Below are 26045 nucleotides of genomic sequence, written 5' to 3'. Positions count from 1 at the left end.
ATTTTAGTATTGATGTTCCTGCCATATTTGAATAAGGCTATCAATGGCATTAAAAACCTTGCTTTCAAAATCAAAATTGTTTTCTTTTATTCTCCTGTTATCGTAGGGGATAAAGCGTGTTGGTTCGTCGATTTCGAAGTATTCCTGTAAATCATCGTTAACGGACTGGCAGAGCGATTCAAATAAACTACCTTTAATCGAAGCGCAAAAAGAAACATAGTTATCCAATGAAACCGCACGCTCATCAATATCTATTCTTTCCCTAAAACGCAAAGGATAGAATTTTCTATCGATTTGAACTTTAGGATAGGCGCAAAAAATCTTATAAAAAGACTTGGCAACCGTCAAGCATTTTTTATCAAAATCGGTTTTTGCGACAAATGTTTTTAAGCGGTTTGTGTAACTGTGCAGGTTTATCGGGTCACTGATTATTTTTTTGATAAAATCACCGATGCGTTTAGCATCATTAAAGTCGGCTATAAACTCTTCCTCCGCACCGTCATCGTACATCCAATTTTCAAGCATTTCATACATAGAGTACAAATAGCAATCATCAGTTCTGTAATAGGGTACACCAAGAACCTGATAGATGTAGGCATATACAGAAAGTAAAAGCTGACTAGCTTGTTCAGTTGCCGAATTGTGCAGTATGTTATAAAGTGGAATTACAGGGATATAGTATAAAGTCATTCCTGTATCGTATCTGTCTTCCTTTGCAAAGTAAGTGCTATTATTATGATGTATCAATCGGACTTCTTTCCAATCCGTCTCCGCTTTTTTAAGCTGTTTTTTAAGGTCTGCCATTGATTCAGCAATGTTATACGGAAAAGGGATATTTCCACAATCCTGTAAAGAAAGATTAAATTTTTTAGCGATTAGAGACAGGGATTTTTTAAAATCCCTGTCCATTTTTAATCTATCACAGTCCTGTATAGTTTCGGTTTCCTGCAATCTGGGAGAAAAGCGCATTCCTAAAAAGGCATTGGCAACATCGCAGGCGGTACGGACTTCTGTTTGTCCTTTTGTATTTCCCCTGCATCCTTTGGTTTTCTCATCCACCGTCCGAACTGCTCCAATTGTCTGTGCAGTTGAGCTTGGTTTTCTTTTCTTGGTAGCTTTACCGTTTCGGGATATTGTGTTTGCATAATTCATGTGTTTGACTTTTTAGTTAACCTTTCGTTCCGATGACGGTCTCAAAACGATAGAGAATCGTATCATCCGCAATCGTTGGACGTGAAATTTTCGCTGTGGTGAGTGCAGGATAGTTATTTGAATAAAAATTCAGGACTGCCTGTACGCTCCATTTTGGCTCAGGGTCGTCAAGCCTGATTTCCTGTTCTTTCTCTTTGAGTACGAATACTCTTGGAAGTTCTGTTGCTACTAACATATTATTGATTTTAAGGGTTATTCTCGTGAGTTATTTCGACTGTTTCTTTTCCTGTATCTGAAAATAGGCTAGGGGCAAACTGTCTTTCATAGATTTCCTGTTTGTTTTTGATAACTTCGGAATGTTCAGGATAATCCCCGACTTTTGGGAGTGCCGTCCAAGCATCTTTGTATTTTCCCTCCTTTTCAAAGGCATCCGCTTTTAGCATGGCTTCATTATATTTCTTGTTTCTGTTGTCTTTGTCCTTTTGTTCCTTATTGGAGTTTTGTTTTTCCATCGCAGAATTTGCCTGAGCAAGTTCTACCTGTTTCATAAAATGTTCCATATTGGACAGCAGACCAGAAGCTGTCTGAACAGGCTTTTTGATGTGGGCAAAAAATCCCTCGTCAAGTTCTTGGGGCGTACCTTTCAGGTTAAAGGGAGGAATCAGGTTTTTAGCCTTGTCCCCACAACTGTCATTTTCGATCAATATCGAAACGATAATTATATTTTCTGTTGCTTTGGTAATTGTTAGCATCAATTTGCTGTTCATTTCCATTTTCGCAATCTGTCTGAAAAAATTAGTTGCTTCCATAATAATTCATTTTTTTGTCACTTACACGGTCGGTGATGTATGATTCGGAAAGACCGATTTCCCTTAATTGTGCTTCATATTCTGCCATTACCTTATTAAATTCTGCTGTTCCTTCTTCGCCTGCAAGGCGAAGTCTGTGCGCTGTTCCTTCTTTCAGTGCCTTAGTGATGGTTCTGTGCAGTTCTTTGATATGTCTTCGTTGGTCAGAAAGTTTGCGTATTTCCTGTGCAAATAGCTGATAGCGTGATAGGATGTCCAAGAAAATGAACGCTTCCACGACATTTTGATTTTTATAGTTTTCGACAAACCTGTTGTATAACCAATCTGCGAACTTGTATTTTGCCAAAGTATCCATTGTTATCTTTTAATAATGTTCTGCTTAATATTTTTATCATAGTTCATTTGGTAGCCATTATCGTGAATGACCTTTTCAAGCCCGTTCCTGACGGACTGTAGATGCTGCCAATCTTCGGATGATATATTGAGGACATAGAGCTGTCCGAATTTCATTACCATTTCAGCGATAATGGTGAGCGCCTGAAACGCTGTTTCATTTTCCTTTTTCATGGTTTCCATTATTTAAGGTTTCTATGTAGCTTGTATAGCGATGGGTTAAATCCTTGCCTTTTTTAAATCGGTCTGTACGGTAGTTATAATTTTCCTCGAACAGGGTAACTGTTTTGTTTATGAGGTTGATATAATAGCGGTACGATGCATTTGCGCGTCTTTCATCCATTGTGCAGTGCTTTTTGATTAAAAAAAGTTCTCTTTTACTATTGCCTAATGCGAGTAAGGGCATAAGAATTTCCTCTACGATATAACCCTGTTCGGGGGCACTCGAGCTGTCGGCAACACATATAATTTCTTCGCCGTTGCTCAATGTGATATGAAGATTTGAACGTGTCATTTTTGCTGATTTTTTTGTTCTAAAATTTCTAATAGTAGCTCAAGGTCGAACTCCGTTGTTTGATAATTAATGTCCTGGGTTGTCCTGTAATGAGAGATACCATCATACGTAAAGAGGAGCGTGTCACTTTTCATGTATTCGTTGTCAGCGTACAATTCCTCAATTTCTTCGGGGGCAGCTTCTATAAAAGTAATGTCCTTTTCACCGAAAAGATGCTCATAAGGCGGACAGTTACATCCGATATAGACCAAGAATTTTGCAGAGCCGTCCCTGTAACCGTCTCTTAATTCAAGTCCGACCCCTGCCGATCTAGCGATGGTAAATATGCGTTTCGTCGAACTGAACCAAGTGTTGGTCAGGTTTACAATGGCAATTTCATGGTTGTTCCGATTCCCATTGGAATAGGCTTTGAGCATCATTTTATCAGTCACTTTTTCTGATGGTTTCATGGCTCAGATTGTAGGTCTATTTTTACAAGTAAATTGTCTCCAAATAGCAAGTAAATCGCATATTTTAGCTTTTTAGAACACTGTGGTTCTGCTGTAAATTTGATGAGAGCATTGATACTGAACAGCGCATCGTAACCGTCAAAAAGTTGGTCTCTGAATGTTTTTTTATTTCTGTACAGTCTTGTACCATTCTTTTTGTATCTACGCTCAAAAAAGGCTATTAAATTGTACCATAGTTCGGCAGTAATATGCTCTGCTGTCCAATCCTTTAAAATCTGCTCCTTGTTATCTTGGCAGAAATCTGCTTCTTTCTTGATGAAATCTATCATATTTTTAAGTTCATCGGGAAAAAGGTTGGCAAGTAGATAGGCTCTATCTAGGTTATCCATTTGATTTAGTGTTTTCATTTGTACATCTTTTAGGATTAATTTTAGGTGGCAGACTTTTGCAGGACTGCCACCTTTAAAAGTTTTATTAATTCAGTTCAAACACATCTGCACCAATTTTCTCAAATGAGGTGCATAGTTCAAATGCCTTTTGCGTTTTGAGCTGTGCAGTACCGCCCAGAACGATGCTCTGTAGTTTTGCTTCAGGGTTTTTGTAGTTTCGGACGTTCTGAAAGTAGCCCGTCACGGCATTATAAGTGCCAAACAATGTCCCTTTTGTGGTTTCCATCAATTGGGTATCGTTAATCATGGCGTATGCGAATGCATCATCTACCGTGTTTTTGAACATCGTTGACAATTCATCATCCGCCCCTTTTTTCAGCAGGTCAAATGTTTCCTTGTTCGGACATAGGGCGAGCTGAATCAGCTTGCGGATTTCGCTGTCCTTTACTTTGACCTTTGCCCAACTGTTGAAAATGCCATCCATCTGCATGGTCAGGGTGTTTGCCAACCCCATTACTTTGTGGGCATCGTTCAGGCGCTGTTTGGCTCCTGCGGTGTGCTTGATGCGTACTACGTTGCTCATGTTGCGTAGTGAAGCGTTCAGGGTGTTCTGACAGACGATTCTGATAGGGGTGAAGGCTGCCGTGATGCTTCCGCTCCCGTCATGGGAGGTCGTCAGGAAGATATATTTTTCAATCACATCATCGGAATTGCCGATACGGATGTAGTTAGGGAGTTTTGCAGTTATAAATATGCGTTCTCCCTGCCCCAATGCCCCTGCGGTTTCGTAGAGGATGCCACTTTCCCCGCCTACGATAGCGTCAAAAAAGGTAAAGGCATCTTTATTCTGTACGATATGGTAGTCTTTGCCCACTACACCGAGTACGGTATTGTTGTCCGTGCGGATGTTGGCGAAATAATTGGGAACCTCGATTTCCGTGTCCTGAATGACAATACCGTCTGCAATCTGAACGATGCCCGAACCTTTTGTAAATAGTGGGCTTTTTTCTACTTCGTAGTCCAGACCTGCGTGCCGAATTGCTTCGGCACTTGTAGGGTAGTCCTGCACAATCTGTCCTAGTCCGTGCCAAGCCTTTTCCTTTACTGAGAAAAATGAATATCTGCCTGTTCTGTTGTTGTAATTTAGATTATGTGCCATGATTTCTGATTTTAAGGTGTTTTTGTTTATTGATGAATCTGTGAGATTGAATCGGACGGTTAGAAAGGTAAATCGTCATCATCCGAACCTGCCACTATTGCAGTGTTTGCGTTCTGTTTTTCTGCACTGGTTTGTGTGCTTTGTCCATTTTCCTGCTTGGCGGGTTTCCCTAAAGGCTTGATAGCTGAGGTATGGAAATTGAGCCCTGCTTTTGCTGTTCCGTCACTTGAAAGCCATGCCCTTGCGCTGATTCTGCCCGATAGTTCAACCAATAGCCCTTTGACAAGGAATGTCACGGCTTTAGGAGTAAGCCAATAGGAGCAGTCCACAAATTCGGTCTGTTCAATGCGCTGTCCTGCTTTGTTTTTGTAGCTGTCATTCACTGCGATGGAGAAGTTGACAACTTCTTTTCCGTTTGGTGTTTTGCTGACTTCTGCATTTTTGGTCAGCCTTCCGATGATGTTCATAATCGTCTGTTTTTAAGTTATACAATCCTGTTACGCTTCCCCCTTTTCCTGTCCTGCTGAGGCTCGGCCCCGAATCATTTTTTTCAAAAGAAAAAACAGGAAAAAAAAGAAAGTCAATGTATACGCCGGTCAAATGGTGCAGAGTCAAGAGAAATGATGATTTAATGGGGGGGACCCTCTGGGGCGTAGACCGTTCATTCGTTATTTCTCTTGCAGGGTGGTGTCGGTGGCTGGCCGACGTATTTTTACTTCCCTTTTTCGACTGTTCTTTTGATAAAAACTGATTAAACAAATCTTATTTTTCCTGAAATTTCAGTCGTGTTAAAAAAGTATTATTCATAGGTAATTTAAAGCTGCGTATAATCCGGACGGGCTTAGGAGCGGCTTTCAATTTTCTATGTTAGGGAATGCAAAAAGCTCTTTTACAATGAAGGAACGGGCATGGCGTAAATGTGCTTTTGCTTTTGTGGGCTGGCAATGATAGTGGTGTTTTGAATTATGTATTTTGAAATGATATCTTTTGCGTGAGTGATTGAAGGGGAAAGCCCACAGGAACGAGGACTTGTAACGGAAAGCCCGGTGCCATAAAGCACACGCCATAATAAGTTTATGCATAAGGCATTTTGGGAATAGCGTTAAGTGGACTGAATAGATTTCTTTACACAGACTAGGAAATGCACTGCTGTAAAATTTCCTGGTCTTAACTTTTCCTTGATTTATTTTTAATATTATTCGCGCGGATCTGTTGCTGGTTGCTTGTAAACACAAAGATTTACTTACTTTTGTTTATAGAAAGCTGGAGAATTTATAGCATTATTTAAGCTAATTTTAAACCTAGAATAGCACAATTTACATGAGTAAAAAAGTATTTATTTCCTATGCATGGGGTAATAGTGAGCATCAACAATGGATAGTTGATCTTGCAACAAGACTAATGAACGACAGCGTTGACGTTGTGTTGGATAGGTGGTCACTTCAAGATGGTCATGATATCCATAGTTTCATGGAAACTATGGTTAAGGCAAAAGATATTTTTCGGGTACTTATAGTTTCTGATAAAACGTATACGGAAAAATCTAATGATCGAGCTGGGGGTGTGGGAACCGAAACCCAGATTATTACGCCAAATATCTATTCGAAGCAAGAGCAAGTCAAATTCATTCCACTCGTAAGAGAGAGGGATGAGGATGGACATGCATTTCTTCCTGTGTATTTACAAAGCAGAAAATATATCGATTTTTCAAGGGAAGAGGATTTTGAAAATAGTTATGAGGAATTATTAAGAAATATTCTTGAAACCCCATCGCTTCCTAAACCTAAATTAGGAATAAAAGCGCCCAGCTATATTACCGATTCAGTTGTAAATCTTGCTGAAACCCACAATAAATTAAAGACAATAAATAACCAGATCAATAAGAATGGAAAGGTTGCATATAGGGAATTGAAAAGTTTTATTGAGATCTTTCAGGATAAACTTTGGGATTTTGAGCTTGTCAATACGCCAACTGATATAATCGGTTATGGCGAGAAATTATATGATACGCTGAAATCATATAAACCATTGAAAGAAGATTTTGTACAATTTATTGAAATTTTGGCAAGTAACGAACTGGATAATAGCGATGAATTATTAATCGAATTTTTTGAAACTGCTCCGTTTTATGATAGTCCCAGGGAACACGAAGGCAGCTGGAGCCCTGCAAGATTTGACATTTTTAAAGTAATTTTTCATGAACTTTTCCTGTATGCAATAGCTGCAGCCTTAAAAAATAAAAACTACAAACTCGTTGCAGATCTGCTACATACTAAATATTACAAAAAAGAAAAATATGCCAGGAAGACAGAAGCTTCTAAGTTTACTTTTATCGGAGGCTACCATGAATATCTGGAACAATATTTTTCTAGGGAACACAAGAAGATTACAGGTTTTGGAGAGTATATTATTATGAATTTGTGTGAAAATTTTAAAAAGACCGACCTTATATTAGCTGATATGGTATGTTATTTCGTTAGCTATCTGAAGATAGTTGATTACGAAACGTGGTTTCCTTATACTTATATTTATGGAGAATCACAGCCTATCAATTTTTTCGCAAAAATGACATCTAAAAAGCATTTTGATAATGTAAAGGAAATATTCGACATAAAAGGAGCGATTGAGCTTAAAAATATACTGACAACTTACAAAAGTGAAAATAATGACCATATTCGTTATGGAGGGAACGGGTATTCGAAAGTGCCTTCCATTCATGAGCTTGTAAACCCGGATACAATTGCAAGTGAAAGGTAAGCCTGGAATGGTATCGATTGGTAAAATGCGAAAAAATATAAATAAATGGCCTACAGGTACTCGCATCAACAACGGATAGACTGGATAAAATTACATAATCCAAACTATCCTAATCAGCATTGGCATAGCGATATTGTTTATCGCCCGGATGAAATTCTCCATAAGGAGTTTTTTTATCGCAAGAGGACTGTAAAAAAGAAGATCAATCCAGCAAACATATGTGGTATTGAATACGCCTACTCGTACAATTGTCCAGCTTATAAGGTAAAGGACTGGACATATCACTGGGACGATTTATTGCGCGATCTGAAACGACTAGATTGGGTTATTGACAATTTGGTCGATTTAGACCAGATTATTGACCATATCCACTTTAATGAGGAGGAAAAGACAGTTGAACAGTATGGCGATCACTTTTTCACTACGGGTGGGCAACATCGCTTATGTCTTGCCAAATACCTTGAACTGGATGAGGTGGAAGTAAACGTTGAGGAATACATTTTTGACCGTGAGCGATTTCAACGGGAAAAAAGATTTGAAAGATACATTCCTAAATTTATTGAGGAAGGGTTTTTGGGTCAGTGGTATGAAAATAACCCACGCGTTGATTTTGTGGGGATAGATGTTAAGGGATTTGATAATAAAAAGGATACGGTTTTTATAAAAAAGAAATTTGCCGGATATGTATTGGACCGGATGAGTGAGCTTAGAAGATTTCCATATCGGGGTATCTCCAATAGCATAAAATCAATGAAAATTGAAAGTAATAAAAGAAATAGTATTGTTTCAGATCAGGAACTCTATCTTTTGGATACATTACTACTGCGGCACAACCGCAGCATTTTAAGTAAGATTTTCATATAATTCTTTGTTGATGGATTGTAAGAATGATATGAAAATAATATAAATCAAGCGAAGTCAATTTATTCTTCTATGGACTTTTCCTAGGACATCAATATGTTATCAATCACCTCAATGCCTAAGAGGTTTTTTGCTATGATGAATTTCTCGGGAAGTCTTCCTTCCAATGCCAAAATAATGCGACTGTTTGGAAGTTCATTATCTACAATTTGTTTTGCTTCAATTAAATGCTTGTATTTTACACACTGGAAAATACCACGTAATATATCTTCTGGAGTAGAAATAATAGATTTCACTTCGACCCCGATTTTCAGGGATTGATCAATAAATAGAACGTCAATAACATCAGCTGAAGGTAGTACATGTTCGAGTATTCCCTCTGGAAGGGAATCCTTAAGACCTAGTACTAAAGGGTTTTTTGAAACAAACTCCTTAAATTTTCTGTGGCTTTCGCTTTCACCTCCTGATCGTATTTTGGTTGCTTTATGTAAATCTTCTTGAAGGTCTATGTGTATTGGATCCAAACCAAGAACATTCAAAACTTCCCGCCAGTATGGAAATAAATATATTTCTGCGAGCATAGCATCCAAAAACTCTTTCTGCTGGCTTGGGCTACGTGTGCTGTAATCAGCAATATCGATAAACCAAGAAATTCCATCGCCTGGAAGGTTAGTTCTTTTGCTGATCGCGATACATTGGATGGGTGGAATTTTGATGTCAATACTTAAGCTCAGTTCTTTCATTGCATTTCCAATCACACCCAATACATAATTAAGATTTCTTGGATTTGGCATTTCAAGAATTTTAGCAAGGTCGGAATAATAAATTGTCTGACGGGCCTCAGCTTGTTTAACTAGGTAGGGTAAAGCTACTCTCGCTCTTGCTTGATATAATTTATTTCCCTCTAATAAATCGTACTTTCCGACAATTGATGTTTTCATTTTACTTTGCTATTTTCAGTTGATGTCTCTTTTTGATTAGTTTTAGCTAATCCAAGGAATTTATAATACAATTTTTTTTATAAATTATTGATAGCTAGGGCTATTTGGCAAGACGTTTATTTTCCAAAGTTAAAAAAGGATTTTACTGCGTGCAATAGCTTTTGAATCCAATTTTTATTATTTGGTGGGTACAAATATAATTGCAGATGCCCTTCCATAGCGCGTAGTTTTATGTTGACATCAGCATATTTCCAATGTCTGCCAAGCCAACTGTCTTTTTCAATTTGTTCCATTTCTGGATCAGAGAATTTTCCCAAATTATCTACGTCGTTACCCAAAAGCAGCTGTAATTTACTGACAAGAACATGTGCTTCCTTGCCGAAAATAGGTGGGGAGTTAGTGGGTAGATGTCTAGTCAGGAGAAGGAATGGACTTTTAGTACTTTTATCGGTAATTATACGTATAACATTAAAGTAGTCAAAGAAAAAGAAAGCGCTGTCATAAGGGCTACTCTTAAGGTCGGAAGTATTGGACGGTACTAAATTTTTTAATAAATGCAACAATTGATTAAGGAAATCTACTGTTTTGAACTGAAGACATTTTTTGTAAAGGATCAGAAAGTCATCGGCCGACATGGCGATCGTGTTAATATCAAGTTTTTCATAGACGGCATTTGCCTTTTTACAGTTTCTTTGATCCTGAGTAATATAAAAATCACATGAAGACCCAAAAGCTGTATGAAAAGCATCTTCCATGGTATTTCTGAAAGTTTGTTTCCTGCCTCTGTTTATAGAAATTTTATCTTCCTGATACCCGTGCATGTCCAGTGCTATATATTCATTACTTATTTCTGTGAACCAGGGGGAGGCAAACTCATGGGCAGGGCTTTTTGGTTCAGCTAAAATTCCTTTTTTTTTATAAGCTTTATCAATGAGTTCATAGGGGGAAGCGCTGTGAAATATTTGGTCTCTTTTTATATCTGCCCCACCTTGAAGATTTTCACGTAAATCTTTATAAGCTGTATTTTTGTTCATTCTTTCTATCATTCCAAAGATTGCTGTTAAAAGTCCAACCTGTGTATAATTGTCCTCAAGTTCAGGGAGAAAGCTGCGCATAAGATGAGCTGTTTCAGGGTTTTCGAAGGATTTTTGAAAAACTTTATCGATAGGAGTGTTTTTAAATAACGTAATTTGCTCATTCAATAGTTCCTGTAGATTTCTACTTTCTTCATCAAGATTGTCTGAAAGTGGTTTGATACGAAGCACATCTAGTAGTTGACTTAGATTGCTATCCTGTATGTATAAATCCCGAGGAGGATTATTTCGAAATACAGTTCTGCCCTCTATATGGAATAAACAATAATTTTGGGTAAGGTTGGAGATAAAATCCAGATCAGAATCGATATTCTCCATATTTGATAGTTCTTGGCTACTCGCAGAAATGTCGCCAAGATGCGAAGATGAATAGGGCTTTAAAAATTTCTCGTTATCTGAAATAATTGAAAAAAAATCACTGTGGTGCCCGTTTTTCATCTGGCTCATTACATTCCAATCTATATAGATCCTGATCATCGTTATTTAAAATTATTCTTCTGGAAAGTTAGGGAATAATCTGTGATATTAAAGATTTCAGGTTTAATTATTGTAACTGTAATAATGTGGCTGAGCCATTCACTAAAGATTCCCGAGTTGGATGGATTAGCCTCAGTAATCGTAGGATTGCTGCTTGTTTTTGTTTCCTTTATATTGGCTAGAGAAAGCAGAAGCTTGTTGATGGGCGAAGGTATCGCAACCGAAACGAGAAAAAAAATTGCGGAACTCGCAGAAAAGGACGTTACAGTGGTGAGGACTAAAAACATATTATCGACTTATCAGTCGCCCGAAGAAGTTGTCCTGATGTAGATAATAGATTTTGAAGAGGACCTGGATACAGAGGAGATCACTGAGGCGATACGCTTTATCCGCACAGAGATAAAAAATGAATTTAAACTTGTACATTATATGATCATACAGCCGGAATAATGCTGCACATAGAGGTGAAGACTCCTACGGTTGCAGTAATGTTAATTCGTCAATTTGATATTTTAGTGAAAAGTGTTTAAATTAGATATCAATAATTATTTGCTCGATCGAGCAAACTTTTCATAAAATAGGTTAATAATATGGCAAACGCTCCGAGTTCCCCACTTAGAGCGTTTTTTTGTAAAGTGTGAGATATCGTCGTGAATCAGATTGTAGATTATAAAGTTTTAGTTTATATCTATATTTTATACAATAATAATTTATAAATTAGAGCATATTTATTATTGAATTATCGATAATTACACAAATAGCCATAAAAGAAAACATTAATTGCAACATATGAGTGCCAATCCAAACTGTTTGCCACCCTCGATTTTTCCAAAACCCGGAGAGGAGGTGGTATATTTTTCTAAAAATAAAATCATAGAAGGGAAATTACTGGGTTATGATATATATGAAAAGCCTGTTATAATAAACCAATTTGATTTTCCCGACTCAACCAATTCATTTGAAATCATTAGGGCGAAATATCCAAATAACAGGATAGGACCTAACTGGGAAAGACTGCCTGAATCAGGAATCGTTGAAGCAGCACCTACAGATTTAGCTGATATGATTACCAAAAAACTTGAAGAGCGTATACCACCGGGACCGAACTATATGGAACTAATACAAGAATTTTATTATAGGGGATACGAAACTTATTTAGTTGGTGGGACAGTACGTGATTTTATTCAGGGCGAAAAATCGAATGATATTGACCTGGTTACCACCATGCCGCTTAAGTGGGCATTACCACTTATCAAATCAATGTTCAACGATAAATTCTCTTATGCAAGACAACATGGCTACATTCGTATAGGTGGTACTCCAGCTTCCGGCGATCCTTTTATTGATGTTAAAAATTTTTCATTGAGTAATGCTGGGTATGGTACCTCTCTATTCGGTTCGGAATTGGCAGATGATTTTAAGATACGGGACTTTGCATGCAATGCGATATATTATGAACCCATTAATAAACTGTTGATTGATCCTTCAGGTAGTGGGATCGGTGATGCCAGAGCTAAAAAGCTCAGTATAGTCAGGGACCTCAATATTCACGCTGCACATTATAGTTCGGCTCAGATTCTGGTAAGGTTTGTGAAATTTGCAGCTAGAGGATATACCCCAACCGACCAGACACTTGTAGAGCTTCGTGCAAATTTTTGCCCGCTTTTCTCAACGATGGATAATGCGTCGAGAATAGAATATGTTCGAAGGCAAATTTTAAGTAAAAGTCCTCTGGACCAGAGAATCTTGGTTTATGAAAATTTTGTGCAAAGTATGATTGGCTTAGGTTTTGAGTATGAATATGAGCAGTTTATTAAGCCTTATGAATCTTATTTAAATTTAAACTGATGAAGGAAATGTATTTTTTGCCGATCACAAAAGTGAATGATGAGTTTTTTCAGCAATTTACCTTGGAGGAAGATGATTTATCATTTTATCATGTTGATAATTATTCAAAGATAATTGAGGAAAAGTGTTACAGGGAAGAGGCGATTGTAAATCTGCACAGAGGTAGATTTAAGACACTCGTATTTGCTCCAAAAAATGAACAGGAAAAATTTTTCTTCTGTCTGGTCAATGAAAAAGGATTGCCACAAGATGCGCAGGAAATCGAAGTAGATGATTCTTATATTGAGGAACTAAGGAAGGTTTTATCATTACAGGTATTAAAATCTGAAGGGATTTTCAAAGAACAGGAAATTGATATTCTTTCAGAATTTGTAACTCCACGAATATACTCGAAAGATTCTGAGAATGAAATGTATTATCACTTTCATTGCTTTGAAAACAGTAATTTGATTTTTGGTGCTCCAGGTTCTGGAAAGACCACCATGTTAAGAAAGATAGCGTTGGATTATATATCAGAAAATTTCGATCATGATAAAAACCTAAATAAATTTCCGATTTATATTCAGCTCCGTGACTTCAATAATTATAAAAGTGATTTTAATACATATATTGACACATGTATAAATAATACACTGTACAATATAAAATTTTTGGATCATAAAACTGTGAAGTTCGGCGGTAATCTGTGTTTATTGTTAGACGGTGCTGACGAGATTGATTTTGACAAGTTCAGCAGTTTTGAAACTACCATAAATGAGTTTAGGCACAAGAACCCTCTCACGTCACTGATTATCACTTCCAGACCAGACAGAAAGATGGAGCAACTGAAAGAATTCAAGAAATGGTATGTCCAGCCTTTTAATGAAAATCAGATCAAAGATCTGACATATCGGAAATTATCTAGAGGAGGTAAGTGGAAAGAGTTTATTTCTGTCCTCAATAGTGCTCCAGGGGTGAATGATGTTTTAAAGAATCCATTGTTATTAACAATTGCGCATTTTTTATTTACACATAAGTCGATTATACCGATAAATTCGGGACAGCTTATAAAAGAACTGGTGTCAGCTCTTGTAGATAACTGGGACTCAAACCGAAATATTGAGCGAAAGCTAAAAGATAAAAAAGTAAGTGCTATTGAAATCACAAATTTTCTTGGAAAGTTATCACTCCAGTATTCACAAATCGGGAGAGATGCACTAAGCACTGAGCAGATTTTTGAGAAGATAAATGATTTTCCAGCAATAGAGGATTTGGATCTTTATTTGGATTACATAGAGTTCTCAACGGGAATTATTCACAAAAGCAATAATCGATGGAAATTTCAGTTCCGGGCCATTCAAGATTATCTCTGTTCAAGCTACTTAGTCGAAGGTGTACAGAATTTAAATAAGGAATTGTTTACCGAAAAAAACTGGAATAGGATCCTGATGATGATCAGCGGCTTAAATTCTGATCCGAACTATATCTTGAAAGCTATTTTAGAAAGTGATGAAATCACTAAACTCGACAAAGTTGAAAAAAGCTTGGCAATAATGAAAGAATCGCACTTATTGAAGGTTCAGGATATTGAAAAAAGCTTTAAGTTGCTGGAAGAATTTTTTGTTAATTTTGAATCCGTAAAAAATATAGAGGAGAAAAGTATAAATTTCAGTGCGCATGAGGAGACAATCCGCCTGATACTTGAAACCAAGGGTAGTGAAGATATCATAAACTTGATGAAGACTATTTATCAGATAAGATATACTAAATACGAGTACAATTTTTATGGGTATCTCAAGAATTCGCGATCAAATATTTTAAAATCTGTTTCATATTTTACTGAAAAGAATGGAAACATTGACATAGACCTGAAAGATGATGAGATTTTGATTCGATATAAAGAAGAATCTCCCAACATTGTGGACTAACTTTGAGCTATGATGTTACTATGAAATATGGAATTTAACAAAGTGTCTTTCAAATTCCATCTCTTTTTTCTAGCTTAATATTGGCACTTTTTAATATTGTGTCTAATAGGCTGTATCACAAGTCGATTTTGGCAAACATTTGCCAAATTGAGTTTGAGCAAATGATTTAGTTTACTAAAAAGGGCAATTTTCACATCGAAAATTGCCCTTTTTTCTTTTTCAAAGAGTAATCGTAAGCAGATGGCCAAATGTATATCGTACAGTCAACTTCGATTTTATTTATGATGCAGCTTCTTTTTTGCGATATTAATTCTGGCGTTTCATAACTTTTGTGTGAGTGATAGCAGCGGCATCCTTTTACTCGGCAAAAGATATGGAAAATAGCACGGCCACGCTTTCCAGTTAAGGCAAAAGGAAAAGTAGGAAAGCTGATATCCTGGAAAAGGTTTTACGGTGAAAATATAATTTGTTTTTATCCATGTAATGAAAAATTGTGTAAATTATTAAAGAATTTTTGTAAGTACTGAAAGGGAGTCCTTGTATAACTTTTCTTTCCATAGATGCAAGGGTTTTAAGAGCATCTAATGCTTACCTGATATTGATACAGACTAAGTTTAACATTTATAAATAAATCGAATTATTATGGAAAAAGATTTCATTCGTAATCTTCTTGCGGGGCAGGAAGGATTCAATTTTCAGGACGCATGTGAAAGATATCTGATCATCAAGCATGGCAAAGATTTTATACCGATTACACCCAACGGAAGGGAAGGAGATGGTGGTAGGGACGGCTACTGTTTAAGTACAGGTGAATATTTTGCCATGTCGTCCAGAGAGGATGTTCATAAGAAAATACGGGAGGACTTTGCCAACTGCATGTCTTACGAGCATCCGGTGAGTATATTTACCTTTATCACCAACCGTGGTATTAGACCAAAGGATAGTTTAGTCCTTGATGAATTAAAAAGAGATAATCCGGGAATAGAGATCGGTATAGTAAGACATTCAGAAATTGCTGTAGAAATGACGGATATGTCTACCGAGTACATTGAATATATCCTTGGTCAGCCATTACCTTATCGTAGAGGTAATACGGTTTACTTTAGGATCAGCAAATTTGTAGGACCTTTTACTCTCTCAAGATCGTTAATAGATTCATTACATTTCTATATCTTATTGGCAGTCAGCTGTTCTCTATTGGGTGCCTGTTTCTATTATTTTTCGTCTGAATGGGAACGGAGTCTCTCCTTTACAGCGCTAATAGGCTTGATGTTTACGTACATGTATTATAATAAAAATAGTCTGAAACAGTACAAATATGCACACAAAATCTTGTATTTACTACTTACTGATAAGCTTCGTGTTGGCAATGAGGTATTATTGAATGAAGATTCACATATCACTATCTGTAGGAACGCGGTCTGGAAGTTTACCATCAACGAAAGATCAGCGAAATGCTTAAGAACAGGATGTAGCGGTCATGTTCTATTGTATAAATCGCCTGCCGGAACATTTATCGGAAGGTGTAATAAAGACAAAATTAACCATACCTATAATGTGGATAATAACTTTTATGGGAATATGAATTGATGTTCAGCTCAATAAAAGATTTCTTTTTAGATTACGCAAAAAGATTGCGCGGCAGCTGTTTTACTTTGCAGTAATTAACGCTCAGTAATTTTGGGGTTAATTGGAAAAAGTTACCTTGAATATTAAAAAATAAAATAAATGACTATGACTTATAACCGTTGTGCACTTACGGGGTATGACTTTCAAGAAGGGGAATTGTACCCAGCAACCGGACCTTTTGTGGAATATAAAACTGCTGTTGTTGGACACGTAAAAATTACTTTGCCTGCATACGAAGAACTTTTAAATGGTGATTATGAACATTATCTTATTGCTGGGATCTGTAAGGAAAGATCATTGAAAGGAGAGGAACCTGTTCTAATAACCAGCGATTTTATTAAGGGGGGGTATAAATTATTAAATCCACCTATAGAGTTTGAAGAAAAATGTAGTCATTTTTTAAAATATCTGTATCTGGATGGAGGAAGAGAAAACAGAGAATTTGAATTTTATTCAAGTAGGGACTTTGCGATTGCGTATGCCGATCCGACAGAATTTCATAGGATCATTGATCAGCTGGCTCAAGATCACAGTATCACAGTGAGAAAAATTAATAACTTATCTCAAAGAAGATATCTATATCAAGGAGTAAAGGTTACCAATATCGGTAAAGAGTTAGCTAAAAAGGAACTTCCCAAAATGCCAATGTTTGGTCTAGTCAATCAGGAAATTACGACTGGTGATATTGATACTGATCAGAAAATTAATCATGCAAGGAAACTGTTTTTTGATGAACCACAGTCAATGGATAAGATGCGTTCTGCTTGTGAAACACTAAGTTATGTTTTGGAGCCCCTAAGAAAGGAGCTAACAACCTTTCTTGCTGCGCGAGATGTATCCGATTTCTTCCAGATTGTCAATAATTTTGATATCAGACATAACAAAGAAACAACTAAGGATCTTGTACATGCTGAACAGTTGGAATGGGTATTTTATACTTTATTGAATTCAGTAAATACTTATACAAAGCTTAAAAACAAAGGATTATAGAAAATTGTAACCCAAAGTTTTAATAAACTTAAAATAAAGTAATCACGTCTTAACGATTGTTCAATAAAATAATAAGGATATGATTAATGCTGATTTATCATGACCATTTAGGATTGCAAGTTGAGGGAACAATGGCAAGTAAATTTCTTGATTTTTTATATATTTAAAGAAAACTATTAATTATGTACATCTTAGGGCTACCCAAGTCCAAAGACCGAAATCGAACTATTAACTAAAATATGAATTGGAATAACTTTCTGGTGTATGGCAACAATAATGATGTGGCGTTCGAAATGCTCTGTAATCAACTATTTGAAAGCTATCTAAAACGTACTTATGGAGATGAACTTGTTAAATTTAGAGCTGTAAATGGTGCGGCAGGGGATGGAGGAATTGAGGCTTATGGAATTTTGAAAGAGGGAAGTATTTTGGCAGTACAGGCGAAGTGGTTTAGAGCGACACTTACCAAAACTCAGTTTAAGCAAATTGAAGAGTCTATTAATACAGCTTTGACACTTCGTCCTGAAATATCCGAATACATTATATGTATCCCTCGGGATCTTTCTTCATTAAAATTTGTAAGAGGTAAAAAAGGTGAACCTAAGCAACCAGCAAAAGAGCATGAAGATAAATTAGTTGATGCATTTACTAAGGAAATGCTAGAAGTGCATCCTACATTAAAGATTACATGGTGGTTTGACCATGATCTGGATTTTGAGATTGCGCAATCTGGAAACGAGGGAATGTATAAGTTCTGGTTTGAAAAGGAAGTCGTTTCACTAGAATATCTAAAAGAACTTTTTGAATTAAGCAGAGTAGGATGGCTGGAAGAGCGCTATATACCAGAACTACATGCGCAGGGTTTAATCCATAAGAGCATTCAGGAATTATCTTTTTCACAGGAATTTCGGAATGGCTTTACAGCTGATCTCGCTGAATTTAAGGACTTACTTAACCAGATCATAAAAAAAATACAAGCATTTATAAAAAATAATGCAAGTGTATCAATAGAGCAAGACCTATTAACAAATTTTATTTTACATCTTGAAAAGGAAATCGAGCATTTAAATGCAATGATCGATGCCCTTGACATGGGGAATGATCTATATAAAGTGGAAGGTCAAAATAATTATGATGTAGATGAAATATTAAACAAACTAAAACGTATCGTTCCTTTAAACGGACAAAATGGAGTTGTTTCTGATTTGATAGACGTAATTGTGAAATATACCGATTTTAAGGAGCAAGACATAGAATCTGTCTTTTCGGCAACAATGCGTCTTATCCTAGGTGATCCAGGAACAGGGAAAACACATGGATTGACAAATGCTGTTGACATTCATATTAAGAAAGGTTTTCCAGCTATTATTATCCAAGCCAAAGGAGCAAAGTCCGAAGACTGGACAAGTCTGTTAAGTTCATCTCTTTCCCTGCCGGGATGGACGAAGGATCAGATATTTTCTGCATTTCAGGCACTCGCAATACAATCTGAGCATAAGCGGGCAACAAATAGATCAGACCCAGACTTTGAACACACAAAGATCCTGGTCTGTATTGACGGACTTGAAGAAGATTTCGGAAAGGAGGGTATATGGTATGCACGTATGCGAGAGGCAGAGGTTTTTATGCGTACTTATCCAAGGCTAAAGTTTGTTTTTTCTGCTAGAAGTTACTTTTATCAGAAAACGAAAATTCCAAAAGGGAAAGGTTTTGCAACTGTTTTTCTGCCTAGAGAGGGTGATGTACCAGTATGGAGTGTTGCCGAAGAATATTTTAGTGAAGAGCATTTTAATATCCGTATCGACTCATTCACAAAAGTACGTGGGATTGATTCATTATTTGCTTTGAGGCTCTTTTGTGAAGAGTATCAAGGTCAGACTATTGAAAAGGAGGAAGATATCCTTACTGCAACAATGGATCTCCTTGAAAAAAAAATCGACCGCATAGAGGAGACATTTAAATCAATTAGTGAACAACAATTCAGTCAGGGCCGTACTCCCGTCAGGGATGCTCTTGAGGCAGTCTCAGATGCCTTTTGTACAAAAAGTGAGCTGGATCATACTGAATTGAGTAATGTCTTGAAACCTAATGTGGGTGAATATTTGTCTTCCTTTGAGGTTCTAATTGATTTTCTGGTTAATAATGGAATGTTAATCCGTTCGGAGGTATTCGATCAGGGAATTGGGATGAAAAAGAAAAGATCAGTCTACCGAATGCTTAGTAATTCTGTAATTGAAATGATTATTGCAGGAAGACTTGCCACCAACATCTCAAATGGCACAATAGCTAATATTCCAACCGAATTTAAAAATATAGGTCAGGAATTGGGGGCTGAAGAAACAGTTTCTGCCCAATTAATTTTACAGTCCACGGTCGACCGTCTTTTTATTTCACAGAATAAACTTATTGGTGATGATGGATTTTTGACTGATGGGGTCGAACAGGGAAAAATTAGTTCCTTACGTTTAACAGCACTTGTCAATGCTAAGGGCGAACAGGTGGAAAAATATAAGGCAGAGGTCGAAGAAATGCTATTAAGTCCTGGAGAAAATCAGTTTAATGTCCTTGCTAATTTAATTCTGCCTGCGAGTCGTTTTAACGAGAATCCATTCGGTGCACTCTTTCTTCATAATGTTTTAAAAGAACGGGGTTCCACCTTTGAACGAGATAAAAAATGGTCTGGATTAGATCACCATGAAGAATTTATATTAAAAGTAAAAGATGGTCGCTCATATTCAGTAAAGGACGCTCTTATTGGTTTTGCCGGTGAATATTTAGACCTTTCTCCATATTCCTTTTATGATGAAACACCATTGGTCTTTGGTTGGGCGCTTTCAAATATAGACCAGGATTTACGCAGCCGATTACGTGCTTCTTTGACTGTGTGGGCATTGAAACAACCTGAGGAATTTGAAAAATTACTTGACAAACTGTTTCCTGAAAATGATCCACAGATTCAGGAGGACTTGTCATCCATTATGTTAGCACTAGCAGGGAAGTTAAAAGACCCCATTTCAATAGAACGATTAGCCAGATGGTCACTCAACAATATATTTAATCATGTTGTTGAGCATAGAAATGTAATTGTGAGACAAGGTATGCGCGCAATTGTAGAAAGAGCATATGGCTTAGGTCTGCTCAACAGCTGGGAAGTTGAAACTTCTAGGCCAAGACAACTTGCAAATGATGTTTTGATCCCACTGGACAACGATGCACTGGAAGATGGCAGTGAACAGATTTATCCCATTGTAAGTGATCTGGCTTGGTATGTGATTAAGAAGGCTTACAATAAATTCTTGGACCACGAAGACACCGATGAGGCTGTTGAATTCTTGCATCGGTTTAGTTTAGAAAATGAAAATGTAGAGCTGTATCCTCATGTCTGGGGTATGGCAGCTGCAATTGCTTATATTAAAAATCTAGGTTTTAATAGGAACGAAGGAAATTCATTTACTGATGATACACATGGAAGTAAGAGCAAGATTTACACTTATGAAGAAAAATATACCTGGCTTGCTGTCCATTATTTACAGGGCTACCTTTCCGATAACCTATCTCCGGCAGACTTAGGGGAAAATGTTGTGATAAGTGATTATTCGTTATTGTCACCCATTCCAAATCCTGCTGAATCAAAATACTTTCGGTCAAGAGCTGCAACACAGAGAAATCCTCCAAGGTGGATTATTAAAAGTCCTCTTGTAAAAGAGAGGAAAGATGATGAGCAAATAAATGATTTTATTAAAGAATCTATTGATTCTGAGCCAGAGTTAAATTTTTGTGATTGGATAGATTTTAGTGAAAACGACTTTTCTATAAAAGGGGAAAAGCCGATGCTTGCTTTGTATAATAAAACAAAAGTTCATGACTCGCAGGAATTATATATGGGACTGTTGACTGTGCGTGCGACTTTTGTTAAAAAAGGCAGCATGGATGGATTAAGCGATTGCAAAGACGAACTTTATTTCGTTGAAAATTTGGACGGTCTTGTAGCACATCCTGAAACTCATACATACAGTAATCCAACGGACCTTGTGTGGATGGAATGGATAGGAGAAATGGAAAGTGAGGATTATTTTATAAATGTGGAGGGTGCTCAGGAAGTTGTTCTTAAAACTATTACTAAAGTAATAACAGATGATTCAAGTGATGGCGAGCAATCGTCAATAATTCCCGCTAAAGCAGTACGAAAGTTAGTTGGCATTGTTGATTTGGCCGAAGGCATGTTTAGGGATCGTGAGGGAAAAGTAGTTGGTACGCAACAGGAGGTAAAAGATAATAGAGGAAACTACCAGGAATTATTGGTTATTGATAAAGAGAGGATGATGGATAGGCTGGCCAAGGAAGGATTTGAAATGATTTGGTTTGCCGAGTTTCTTCAACATACTAACTACTCAAACAAAACTTTAGCAGAGGTTCCAAATTATCAGAAGGTCAGAAAATATATGGTAAAATATACCGGTAACGAATTTGAAGTTCAGAAATTCTGGGACGCGAGGTATACAAATAAACGTTGAATTTATTTGAATGAACAGTAGTTTGTTGTCGATCAGTTTTTAAATAAATTATTAGAGGAGGCTATCGCAAAAAGTACAAGTACTATGATTCTCCTTCAAATAATAAAATGTGTCAGACAGCAGTAATTCAGTTTATTAAGTCCGTCAAAGTAAGTCCCTTTTATATGCACAATTAAATGATAACCAGTTTAAAAAGTAACCTATTCTAATGGAAAAGTCGCAACAAGAAATTAACGAAATTCAACAAAAATACAGTAAACAGATTGAGCAAATGCGTAAAATGCTATTAAACATGTATGCTGTTTCCAATATCAGATTTTGGTATTCATGTTTATCCAACTTTCGTAAGTCTGATGACATGTTTAAAGATATCATGCAGATGGACGCATTCGCAACGAGCATAATTATATCGTATGGAAGAATTTTTGGTAAAGGAACAGGAACTACTAAGCTTGAAGAGAAAATTATACCGCTAGATCTTCTTAATATCCATAAGGAAATTATTGACTTTAGACATGCTAAGTATGCTCATCATGGAGAACTTTCAAGTTTTGAAAGAGATATAGAAATTCATTACGTAGACTCAAGCTTTATCATAGACCCCAAGCTTGAAGTAGGAGTATGGTTGGGCGCTCCAAAAAAATGGGCTCCACTGTTTGAATGGCTAGATGGCTACATGTATGATACATTTCAGGCCAAACTAGCTTCTTTAACGAAAGAAACCGGAATAGAATGGAAGTTTCCACATGGTCCGGCTCCTTCTTGGATTAAGTAGGCATATAAGCGATTTAATTATACTCAGCGCAACACCATATTAAAAAGAATTGAGCATACCCTCGATTTCATAGTTTTGGAAATTGATCTTTTAGCAATAAGTATGAATTCTTCTATTAAACCTCATATGTAAGTTCAGGGACTTCCGAATACACAAAGGCTTTGGTTGGAGTACCGGTGGTCTTAAAATCTTTTGCAATTGTATATGCTTCCATTTCAGAAGTGTTGATCTGATAGGTTGCAAGTTCTGTGATTCGTTCTTCACTAAGATCTTGCATCATCCATTCCCATGCAAGTTCATCTGGCAACATGGTAGGCATACGATTTTTAGAGTTATGAATTTGTCTCATTAGAGGATTTGCTTCTGTTGTTACCAGAGCCACGGTATCCACCGTTTCTCCTGTGTCCTTATCAGTCCAATTTTGCCAGATTGCAGCAATAAAAAAATAATTCTTGTTTTTGAGACCGATGTGATAAGGATATTTATCCGCTGTTTTGAGCGGTTGATTAGTTCTCTTGTTTAGACGGTAAATATGTCTCCATTCATAAAATTCACTTGACAGTATTAAACATCGTCTTTCCAGCGCCGCTTTCCGAAACATTTTTTCACGACCTGTATTTTCATCCTTCATAAGCAGCTCTTCACCTTTTGCATTTAATGTTGTGTAAGCCTGGTACCATTTTCCGTTCCCATCTTTATAGCCAAAACGCATTTTCTTTACATCTTCTCTGTTTTTTGTATAAGAAGGGATAAATCCCCATTCCATTTGGACGATATCGAAATTGCATTTATCTTCCGTTGGGCATAAAACAGCAATATTTCCGTAGTTAAATCCTTCGTGAATTTCTTGATCTAAAAAATCATAATTCATTACTGCTTTTTCCAGATCCATTAAGCGAATGAATTCATCTCTAGATACCCGTTGTCCATTGTAATAACACATATGATTAAGTTTTTAAATGTTCACTAATTTCTTTACCGAATAGCTCCGCCTCTTTCTGTCTTCCTTGTGGAATACTTGTCCAGACTTCACCTTCCCACGTTCTGGCCGAAGTTATTACCAAGGGAGCTCTATTATCGTCAAAAACGAGACGAAAAATTTGCTGATCCTTTAAAGTGTGTTCAATTACAACAACTTTTAAGCCATTGACCTCGATTTCAAACTTACTGTTCTCGAACAAATTACCCATTTTATATAACATTACTATTCGCCTATATAAATTTAGCAATTCTTGGTGATAATTAATACAACTCGATGCTTTCGCATTATACAGAGCTTATTAGGAAAGTGTAGGTTATTTAAGGTAAGTTTTACACTGATTTAGATGTTGGCCATGCAATGTTGGTAATTTTTCGATTCCGAAAATAATTATGCAGAATGGCTACAAAAAAAAGAAGAAATGGAAGCAGTTATAGTGGGAATGGTTCAAATTTGAAAGATATTGGACTTGACCACCTTATGAAATTGGATGAGTTGCCCATTGAACAGTCAATGATAATGCTAAAAGAGGCAGGTATTGATGTGGATGAAGAGGAAGCAATAAAAATCATGGAGTTTTTGCATCTATTGGCAAGGATCACCATCAAGGAAATATTCTCTCCCGATTAAAAGTTTTTTGTAATTTTGTGTAATTAGATTTTCTAGTAAATTTTTAAGGATCAGACGGTTGCTAATTCTCTTGTTGGCACTTCTAATTTCATTACCAAATTAAATAACTGAATTATGATCGCAGATTTATATATCCGAGTATCTACAGACGAACAGGCAGATAAGGGGTACTCGCAAAGGGACCAGGAAGAGCGTTTGCGTCTTCATTGTGATAGGCTAGCTATTACGATCGACAGAGTAATTTTCGAAGACCATTCTGCCAAAAGTTTTGATCGGCCCGAGTGGAAAAATTATCTACAAAGTTTTAAAAGGAGCCGCGGATATCGCGAGGAGCGCTTAATTTTGTTTACTAAATGGGACAGATTCAGCAGGAATACCTCCGAAGCCTACCAAATGATTGGACACCTTAAAAAAAATAATATATTACCTCAGGCGATTGAACAGCCATTGGATCTAAGTATACCCGAAAATAAAGTGCTCTTGGCTATTTACCTGTCAACTCCTGAAGTTGAGAATGATAGGAGAGCACTAAACGTGACCAATGGAATGCGACGTGCAATTAAGGAAGGGCGGTTGATGGGAATAGCCCCTTACGGTTATGTAAACAAGTGTACTGAGGATGGTAGAAAGTATGTTGCTGTTAAAGAACCAGAAGCTTCGAATATAATCTGGGCTTTTGAACAAGTGGCAAAAGGCCATCTTCCAACTGCAAAGGTGAGAGTGGAAATGAATAAAAGAGAGGGTAAAAATATTTCTAGTAATGCTTTTATGGTTGCACTGAGGAATGTTACTTATTGTGGTAAAATATATGTGCGTGCTTATAAAAATGAAGAGGAGGATATTGTGCCGGGAAAACATGAAGCATTAATTTCGGAGGAGTTGTTTTTAAAGGTTCAGTATGTCCTGAAAAAGAAAGGTACAAAAGATCTCAGATTGCCAGGAGGAAGGATAATTAATGAAGAAAGATATCCTCTCCGTGGTCTTCTGCTTTGTCCAAATTGTGGAAAGAATCTGACGGCGAGTAGTTCAAAGGGGCATACAAAACATTATTACTATTATCATTGTACCACAGCCTGTGGATTTAGACACCATTCTGATAAAGTTAACAAACTTTTTAAAGAAGAGCTTTCCAAATATGATTTTCCGACAGGAGTCTTAGAAATCTTAAAGAAGATCATCGTAAAAAATACAAAGTCTACTTCTGAGAATTTTGATGGTGAACGTAGTACGCTTAAGAGCAGAATTAGTGAATTAAATGATAGAATTAGTAAGGCGCGGGATATGTACCTGTCAGACAAAATTGATGAAGAGGATTTTAGGGATATTAAAAATAGATATAAAGGAGAACTGGATGACCTTGAATATAAACTTAGCCTGTTGGTAAAGTCAGAACGAAAAGAAGGCGTAGAAGATAAAATTGGCAAAGCACTAAAAATAGTTGGAAATATTTCAGAGAGGTATATAAATGCTAGCCCTATAGACAAGCGCGCAATTGTAAGTTTGATATACCCTGAAAAGATAATTTTTGATGGAAGCGATTTTCAAACTAGCAAAATCAACTCTTTTGTTGATAGTATCTTCCTGATTAGGAGGGAGTTATCTAAGCAAAAAAAAGGGGATTTAAATTCGAAAAATTTAAACCCCCGTCTTGTGACCTCGACAGGATTCAAACCTGTAACCTTCTGAGCCGTAATCAGATGCGCTATTCAGTTGCGCCACGAGGCCTTGTGTTACCTTGTTGTTTAAGGGTTTGCAAATATAGCACTTTTTTCTTTTCT

General features: G+C 36.7%; 25 protein-coding genes and 1 tRNA gene. 10 read left to right on the top strand and 16 right to left on the bottom strand.

Annotation, left to right across the window (positions count from 1 at the left end):
* Window positions 1-3: 3 nt before the first annotated feature.
* The 10 genes from EG359_RS05755 to EG359_RS05710 all read right to left on the bottom strand — a co-directional run bounded on the left by EG359_RS05755 (window position 4) and on the right by EG359_RS05710 (window position 5332).
* On the bottom strand, window positions 4-1152 hold the full coding sequence (locus EG359_RS05755; protein WP_076351098.1) for a hypothetical protein: 1149 nt from the start codon (window positions 1150-1152) through the stop codon (window positions 4-6).
* 16 nt (window positions 1153-1168) lie between these two features.
* The gene (locus EG359_RS05750) at window positions 1169-1387 is read right to left on the bottom strand and encodes a PRTRC system protein C (protein WP_076351100.1); all 219 of its coding nucleotides are present in this window, start codon (window positions 1385-1387) and stop codon (window positions 1169-1171) included.
* 10 nt (window positions 1388-1397) lie between these two features.
* A complete protein-coding gene (locus EG359_RS05745; protein ID WP_076351102.1) occupies window positions 1398-1961 on the bottom strand; it encodes a PRTRC system protein E in 564 nt (187 codons plus the stop codon).
* Window positions 1948-2316 carry a hypothetical protein gene (locus tag EG359_RS05740; protein ID WP_076351104.1) on the bottom strand — a complete coding sequence of 123 codons (369 nt, stop codon included), beginning with the start codon at window positions 2314-2316 and terminating at the stop codon, window positions 1948-1950. The genes EG359_RS05745 and EG359_RS05740 overlap by 14 nt, the downstream gene beginning before the upstream one ends.
* 2 nt (window positions 2317-2318) lie before the next feature.
* On the bottom strand, window positions 2319-2528 hold the full coding sequence (locus EG359_RS05735) for a hypothetical protein (RefSeq protein ID WP_123867279.1): 210 nt from the start codon (window positions 2526-2528) through the stop codon (window positions 2319-2321).
* Window positions 2512-2697 carry a hypothetical protein gene (locus EG359_RS22705; RefSeq protein ID WP_228434863.1) on the bottom strand — a complete coding sequence of 62 codons (186 nt, stop codon included), beginning with the start codon at window positions 2695-2697 and terminating at the stop codon, window positions 2512-2514. The genes EG359_RS05735 and EG359_RS22705 overlap by 17 nt, the downstream gene beginning before the upstream one ends.
* Before the next feature lie 167 nt (window positions 2698-2864).
* Window positions 2865-3317, bottom strand: coding sequence for a hypothetical protein (locus EG359_RS05725; RefSeq protein ID WP_076351110.1), 453 nt, complete (start codon window positions 3315-3317; stop codon window positions 2865-2867).
* Window positions 3314-3724, bottom strand: coding sequence for a hypothetical protein (locus EG359_RS05720; RefSeq protein WP_076351112.1), 411 nt, complete (start codon window positions 3722-3724; stop codon window positions 3314-3316). The genes EG359_RS05725 and EG359_RS05720 overlap by 4 nt, the downstream gene beginning before the upstream one ends.
* A 67-nt stretch (window positions 3725-3791) precedes the next feature.
* Window positions 3792-4865 (bottom strand): DUF932 domain-containing protein, encoded by a 1074-nt coding sequence (locus tag EG359_RS05715; RefSeq protein WP_076351114.1) that lies wholly within the window; start codon window positions 4863-4865, stop codon window positions 3792-3794.
* Window positions 4866-4924: 59 nt separating this feature from the next.
* On the bottom strand, window positions 4925-5332 hold the full coding sequence (locus EG359_RS05710; RefSeq protein WP_076351116.1) for a single-stranded DNA-binding protein: 408 nt from the start codon (window positions 5330-5332) through the stop codon (window positions 4925-4927).
* Between the two features lie 853 nt (window positions 5333-6185).
* Here EG359_RS05710 and EG359_RS05705 point away from each other — a divergent pair.
* Both EG359_RS05705 and EG359_RS05700 read left to right on the top strand, forming a co-directional pair.
* Window positions 6186-7622 (top strand): toll/interleukin-1 receptor domain-containing protein, encoded by a 1437-nt coding sequence (locus tag EG359_RS05705; RefSeq protein ID WP_076351118.1) that lies wholly within the window; start codon window positions 6186-6188, stop codon window positions 7620-7622.
* Between the two features lie 45 nt (window positions 7623-7667).
* On the top strand, window positions 7668-8486 hold the full coding sequence (locus EG359_RS05700) for a hypothetical protein (protein ID WP_076351120.1): 819 nt from the start codon (window positions 7668-7670) through the stop codon (window positions 8484-8486).
* An 80-nt stretch (window positions 8487-8566) separates the two neighbouring features.
* Here EG359_RS05700 and EG359_RS05695 read toward each other — a convergent pair whose 3' ends face one another.
* The 3 genes from EG359_RS05695 to EG359_RS22385 all read right to left on the bottom strand — a co-directional run bounded on the left by EG359_RS05695 (window position 8567) and on the right by EG359_RS22385 (window position 11282).
* The gene (locus EG359_RS05695; protein WP_076351122.1) at window positions 8567-9424 is read right to left on the bottom strand and encodes a hypothetical protein; all 858 of its coding nucleotides are present in this window, start codon (window positions 9422-9424) and stop codon (window positions 8567-8569) included.
* A 116-nt stretch (window positions 9425-9540) separates the two neighbouring features.
* Window positions 9541-10995, bottom strand: a complete 1455-nt coding sequence (locus EG359_RS05690; protein ID WP_076351124.1) for a hypothetical protein — start codon at window positions 10993-10995, stop codon at window positions 9541-9543.
* A gap of 2 nt (window positions 10996-10997) precedes the next feature.
* The gene (locus tag EG359_RS22385; protein WP_164463044.1) at window positions 10998-11282 is read right to left on the bottom strand and encodes a hypothetical protein; all 285 of its coding nucleotides are present in this window, start codon (window positions 11280-11282) and stop codon (window positions 10998-11000) included.
* A gap of 502 nt (window positions 11283-11784) precedes the next feature.
* Here EG359_RS22385 and EG359_RS05680 point away from each other — a divergent pair.
* From EG359_RS05680 to EG359_RS05655, 6 genes are all read left to right on the top strand, one after another.
* Window positions 11785-12843, top strand: coding sequence for a tRNA nucleotidyltransferase/poly(A) polymerase family protein (locus tag EG359_RS05680; protein ID WP_076351126.1), 1059 nt, complete (start codon window positions 11785-11787; stop codon window positions 12841-12843).
* Between the two features lie 62 nt (window positions 12844-12905).
* Window positions 12906-14750, top strand: coding sequence for an NACHT domain-containing protein (locus tag EG359_RS05675; protein WP_164463043.1), 1845 nt, complete (start codon window positions 12906-12908; stop codon window positions 14748-14750).
* Between the two features lie 642 nt (window positions 14751-15392).
* Window positions 15393-16340 carry a hypothetical protein gene (locus EG359_RS05670; protein WP_076351130.1) on the top strand — a complete coding sequence of 316 codons (948 nt, stop codon included), beginning with the start codon at window positions 15393-15395 and terminating at the stop codon, window positions 16338-16340.
* A gap of 138 nt (window positions 16341-16478) precedes the next feature.
* Entirely contained in the window at window positions 16479-17369 is an 891-nt protein-coding gene (locus EG359_RS05665; protein WP_076351132.1) for a hypothetical protein, read from the top strand.
* Between the two features lie 239 nt (window positions 17370-17608).
* Window positions 17609-21883: a hypothetical protein gene (locus EG359_RS05660; protein WP_076351134.1), complete on the top strand. Its 4275-nt coding sequence runs from the start codon at window positions 17609-17611 to the stop codon at window positions 21881-21883.
* A gap of 208 nt (window positions 21884-22091) precedes the next feature.
* Window positions 22092-22658 (top strand): hypothetical protein, encoded by a 567-nt coding sequence (locus EG359_RS05655; RefSeq protein ID WP_076351136.1) that lies wholly within the window; start codon window positions 22092-22094, stop codon window positions 22656-22658.
* 115 nt (window positions 22659-22773) lie between these two features.
* On the opposite strand, the gene EG359_RS05650 is transcribed toward EG359_RS05655, so the two are convergent.
* Window positions 22774-23601 (bottom strand): SOS response-associated peptidase, encoded by an 828-nt coding sequence (locus EG359_RS05650; RefSeq protein WP_084180268.1) that lies wholly within the window; start codon window positions 23599-23601, stop codon window positions 22774-22776.
* Window positions 23602-23605: 4 nt separating this feature from the next.
* Window positions 23606-23848 (bottom strand): hypothetical protein, encoded by a 243-nt coding sequence (locus tag EG359_RS05645; RefSeq protein ID WP_123867278.1) that lies wholly within the window; start codon window positions 23846-23848, stop codon window positions 23606-23608.
* Window positions 23849-24036: 188 nt separating this feature from the next.
* On the opposite strand from EG359_RS05645, the gene EG359_RS05640 reads away from it, so the two are divergent.
* Both EG359_RS05640 and EG359_RS05635 read left to right on the top strand, forming a co-directional pair.
* Window positions 24037-24267, top strand: a complete 231-nt coding sequence (locus tag EG359_RS05640; RefSeq protein WP_076351142.1) for a hypothetical protein — start codon at window positions 24037-24039, stop codon at window positions 24265-24267.
* 114 nt (window positions 24268-24381) lie between these two features.
* On the top strand, window positions 24382-25953 hold the full coding sequence (locus EG359_RS05635; RefSeq protein ID WP_076351144.1) for a recombinase family protein: 1572 nt from the start codon (window positions 24382-24384) through the stop codon (window positions 25951-25953).
* Here the strand turns inward: EG359_RS05635 and EG359_RS05630 are convergent.
* Window positions 25919-25992, bottom strand: a tRNA-Arg gene (locus EG359_RS05630). The two genes, EG359_RS05635 and EG359_RS05630, sit on opposite strands and share 35 nt — an antisense overlap.
* Window positions 25993-26045: the final 53 nt, after the last annotated feature.

Origin of the sequence: Chryseobacterium joostei (genome assembly GCF_003815775.1) — a bacterium.
Taxonomy (GTDB): Bacteria; Bacteroidota; Bacteroidia; order Flavobacteriales; family Weeksellaceae; genus Chryseobacterium; species Chryseobacterium joostei.
Note: the sequence above shows the minus strand (reverse complement) of the source record. Positions and strands in the feature narration are given on the sequence as shown.

What these genes read in the sequence shown, in the direction of transcription:
- EG359_RS22385 (WP_164463044.1), bottom strand. Translation starts at nt 11,282, where the DNA reads ATGTTTTTAGTCCTCACCACTGTAACGTCCTTTTCTGCGAGTTCCGCA.
- EG359_RS05700 (WP_076351120.1), top strand. Translation starts at nt 7,668, where the DNA reads ATGGCCTACAGGTACTCGCATCAACAACGGATAGACTGGATAAAATTA.
- EG359_RS05720 (WP_076351112.1), bottom strand. Translation starts at nt 3,724, where the DNA reads ATGAAAACACTAAATCAAATGGATAACCTAGATAGAGCCTATCTACTT.
- EG359_RS05645 (WP_123867278.1), bottom strand. Translation starts at nt 23,848, where the DNA reads ATGGGTAATTTGTTCGAGAACAGTAAGTTTGAAATCGAGGTCAATGGC.
- EG359_RS22705 (WP_228434863.1), bottom strand. Translation starts at nt 2,697, where the DNA reads ATGGATGAAAGACGCGCAAATGCATCGTACCGCTATTATATCAACCTC.
- EG359_RS05635 (WP_076351144.1), top strand. Translation starts at nt 24,382, where the DNA reads ATGATCGCAGATTTATATATCCGAGTATCTACAGACGAACAGGCAGAT.
- EG359_RS05695 (WP_076351122.1), bottom strand. Translation starts at nt 9,424, where the DNA reads ATGAAAACATCAATTGTCGGAAAGTACGATTTATTAGAGGGAAATAAA.
- EG359_RS05665 (WP_076351132.1), top strand. Translation starts at nt 16,479, where the DNA reads ATGACTATGACTTATAACCGTTGTGCACTTACGGGGTATGACTTTCAA.
- EG359_RS05710 (WP_076351116.1), bottom strand. Translation starts at nt 5,332, where the DNA reads ATGAACATCATCGGAAGGCTGACCAAAAATGCAGAAGTCAGCAAAACA.
- EG359_RS05745 (WP_076351102.1), bottom strand. Translation starts at nt 1,961, where the DNA reads ATGGAAGCAACTAATTTTTTCAGACAGATTGCGAAAATGGAAATGAAC.
- EG359_RS05755 (WP_076351098.1), bottom strand. Translation starts at nt 1,152, where the DNA reads ATGAATTATGCAAACACAATATCCCGAAACGGTAAAGCTACCAAGAAA.
- EG359_RS05735 (WP_123867279.1), bottom strand. Translation starts at nt 2,528, where the DNA reads ATGAAAAAGGAAAATGAAACAGCGTTTCAGGCGCTCACCATTATCGCT.
- EG359_RS05655 (WP_076351136.1), top strand. Translation starts at nt 22,092, where the DNA reads ATGGAAAAGTCGCAACAAGAAATTAACGAAATTCAACAAAAATACAGT.
- EG359_RS05670 (WP_076351130.1), top strand. Translation starts at nt 15,393, where the DNA reads ATGGAAAAAGATTTCATTCGTAATCTTCTTGCGGGGCAGGAAGGATTC.
- EG359_RS05640 (WP_076351142.1), top strand. Translation starts at nt 24,037, where the DNA reads ATGGCTACAAAAAAAAGAAGAAATGGAAGCAGTTATAGTGGGAATGGT.
- EG359_RS05750 (WP_076351100.1), bottom strand. Translation starts at nt 1,387, where the DNA reads ATGTTAGTAGCAACAGAACTTCCAAGAGTATTCGTACTCAAAGAGAAA.
- EG359_RS05715 (WP_076351114.1), bottom strand. Translation starts at nt 4,865, where the DNA reads ATGGCACATAATCTAAATTACAACAACAGAACAGGCAGATATTCATTT.
- EG359_RS05680 (WP_076351126.1), top strand. Translation starts at nt 11,785, where the DNA reads ATGAGTGCCAATCCAAACTGTTTGCCACCCTCGATTTTTCCAAAACCC.
- EG359_RS05705 (WP_076351118.1), top strand. Translation starts at nt 6,186, where the DNA reads ATGAGTAAAAAAGTATTTATTTCCTATGCATGGGGTAATAGTGAGCAT.
- EG359_RS05740 (WP_076351104.1), bottom strand. Translation starts at nt 2,316, where the DNA reads ATGGATACTTTGGCAAAATACAAGTTCGCAGATTGGTTATACAACAGG.
- EG359_RS05725 (WP_076351110.1), bottom strand. Translation starts at nt 3,317, where the DNA reads ATGAAACCATCAGAAAAAGTGACTGATAAAATGATGCTCAAAGCCTAT.
- EG359_RS05690 (WP_076351124.1), bottom strand. Translation starts at nt 10,995, where the DNA reads ATGATCAGGATCTATATAGATTGGAATGTAATGAGCCAGATGAAAAAC.
- EG359_RS05660 (WP_076351134.1), top strand. Translation starts at nt 17,609, where the DNA reads ATGAATTGGAATAACTTTCTGGTGTATGGCAACAATAATGATGTGGCG.
- EG359_RS05650 (WP_084180268.1), bottom strand. Translation starts at nt 23,601, where the DNA reads ATGTGTTATTACAATGGACAACGGGTATCTAGAGATGAATTCATTCGC.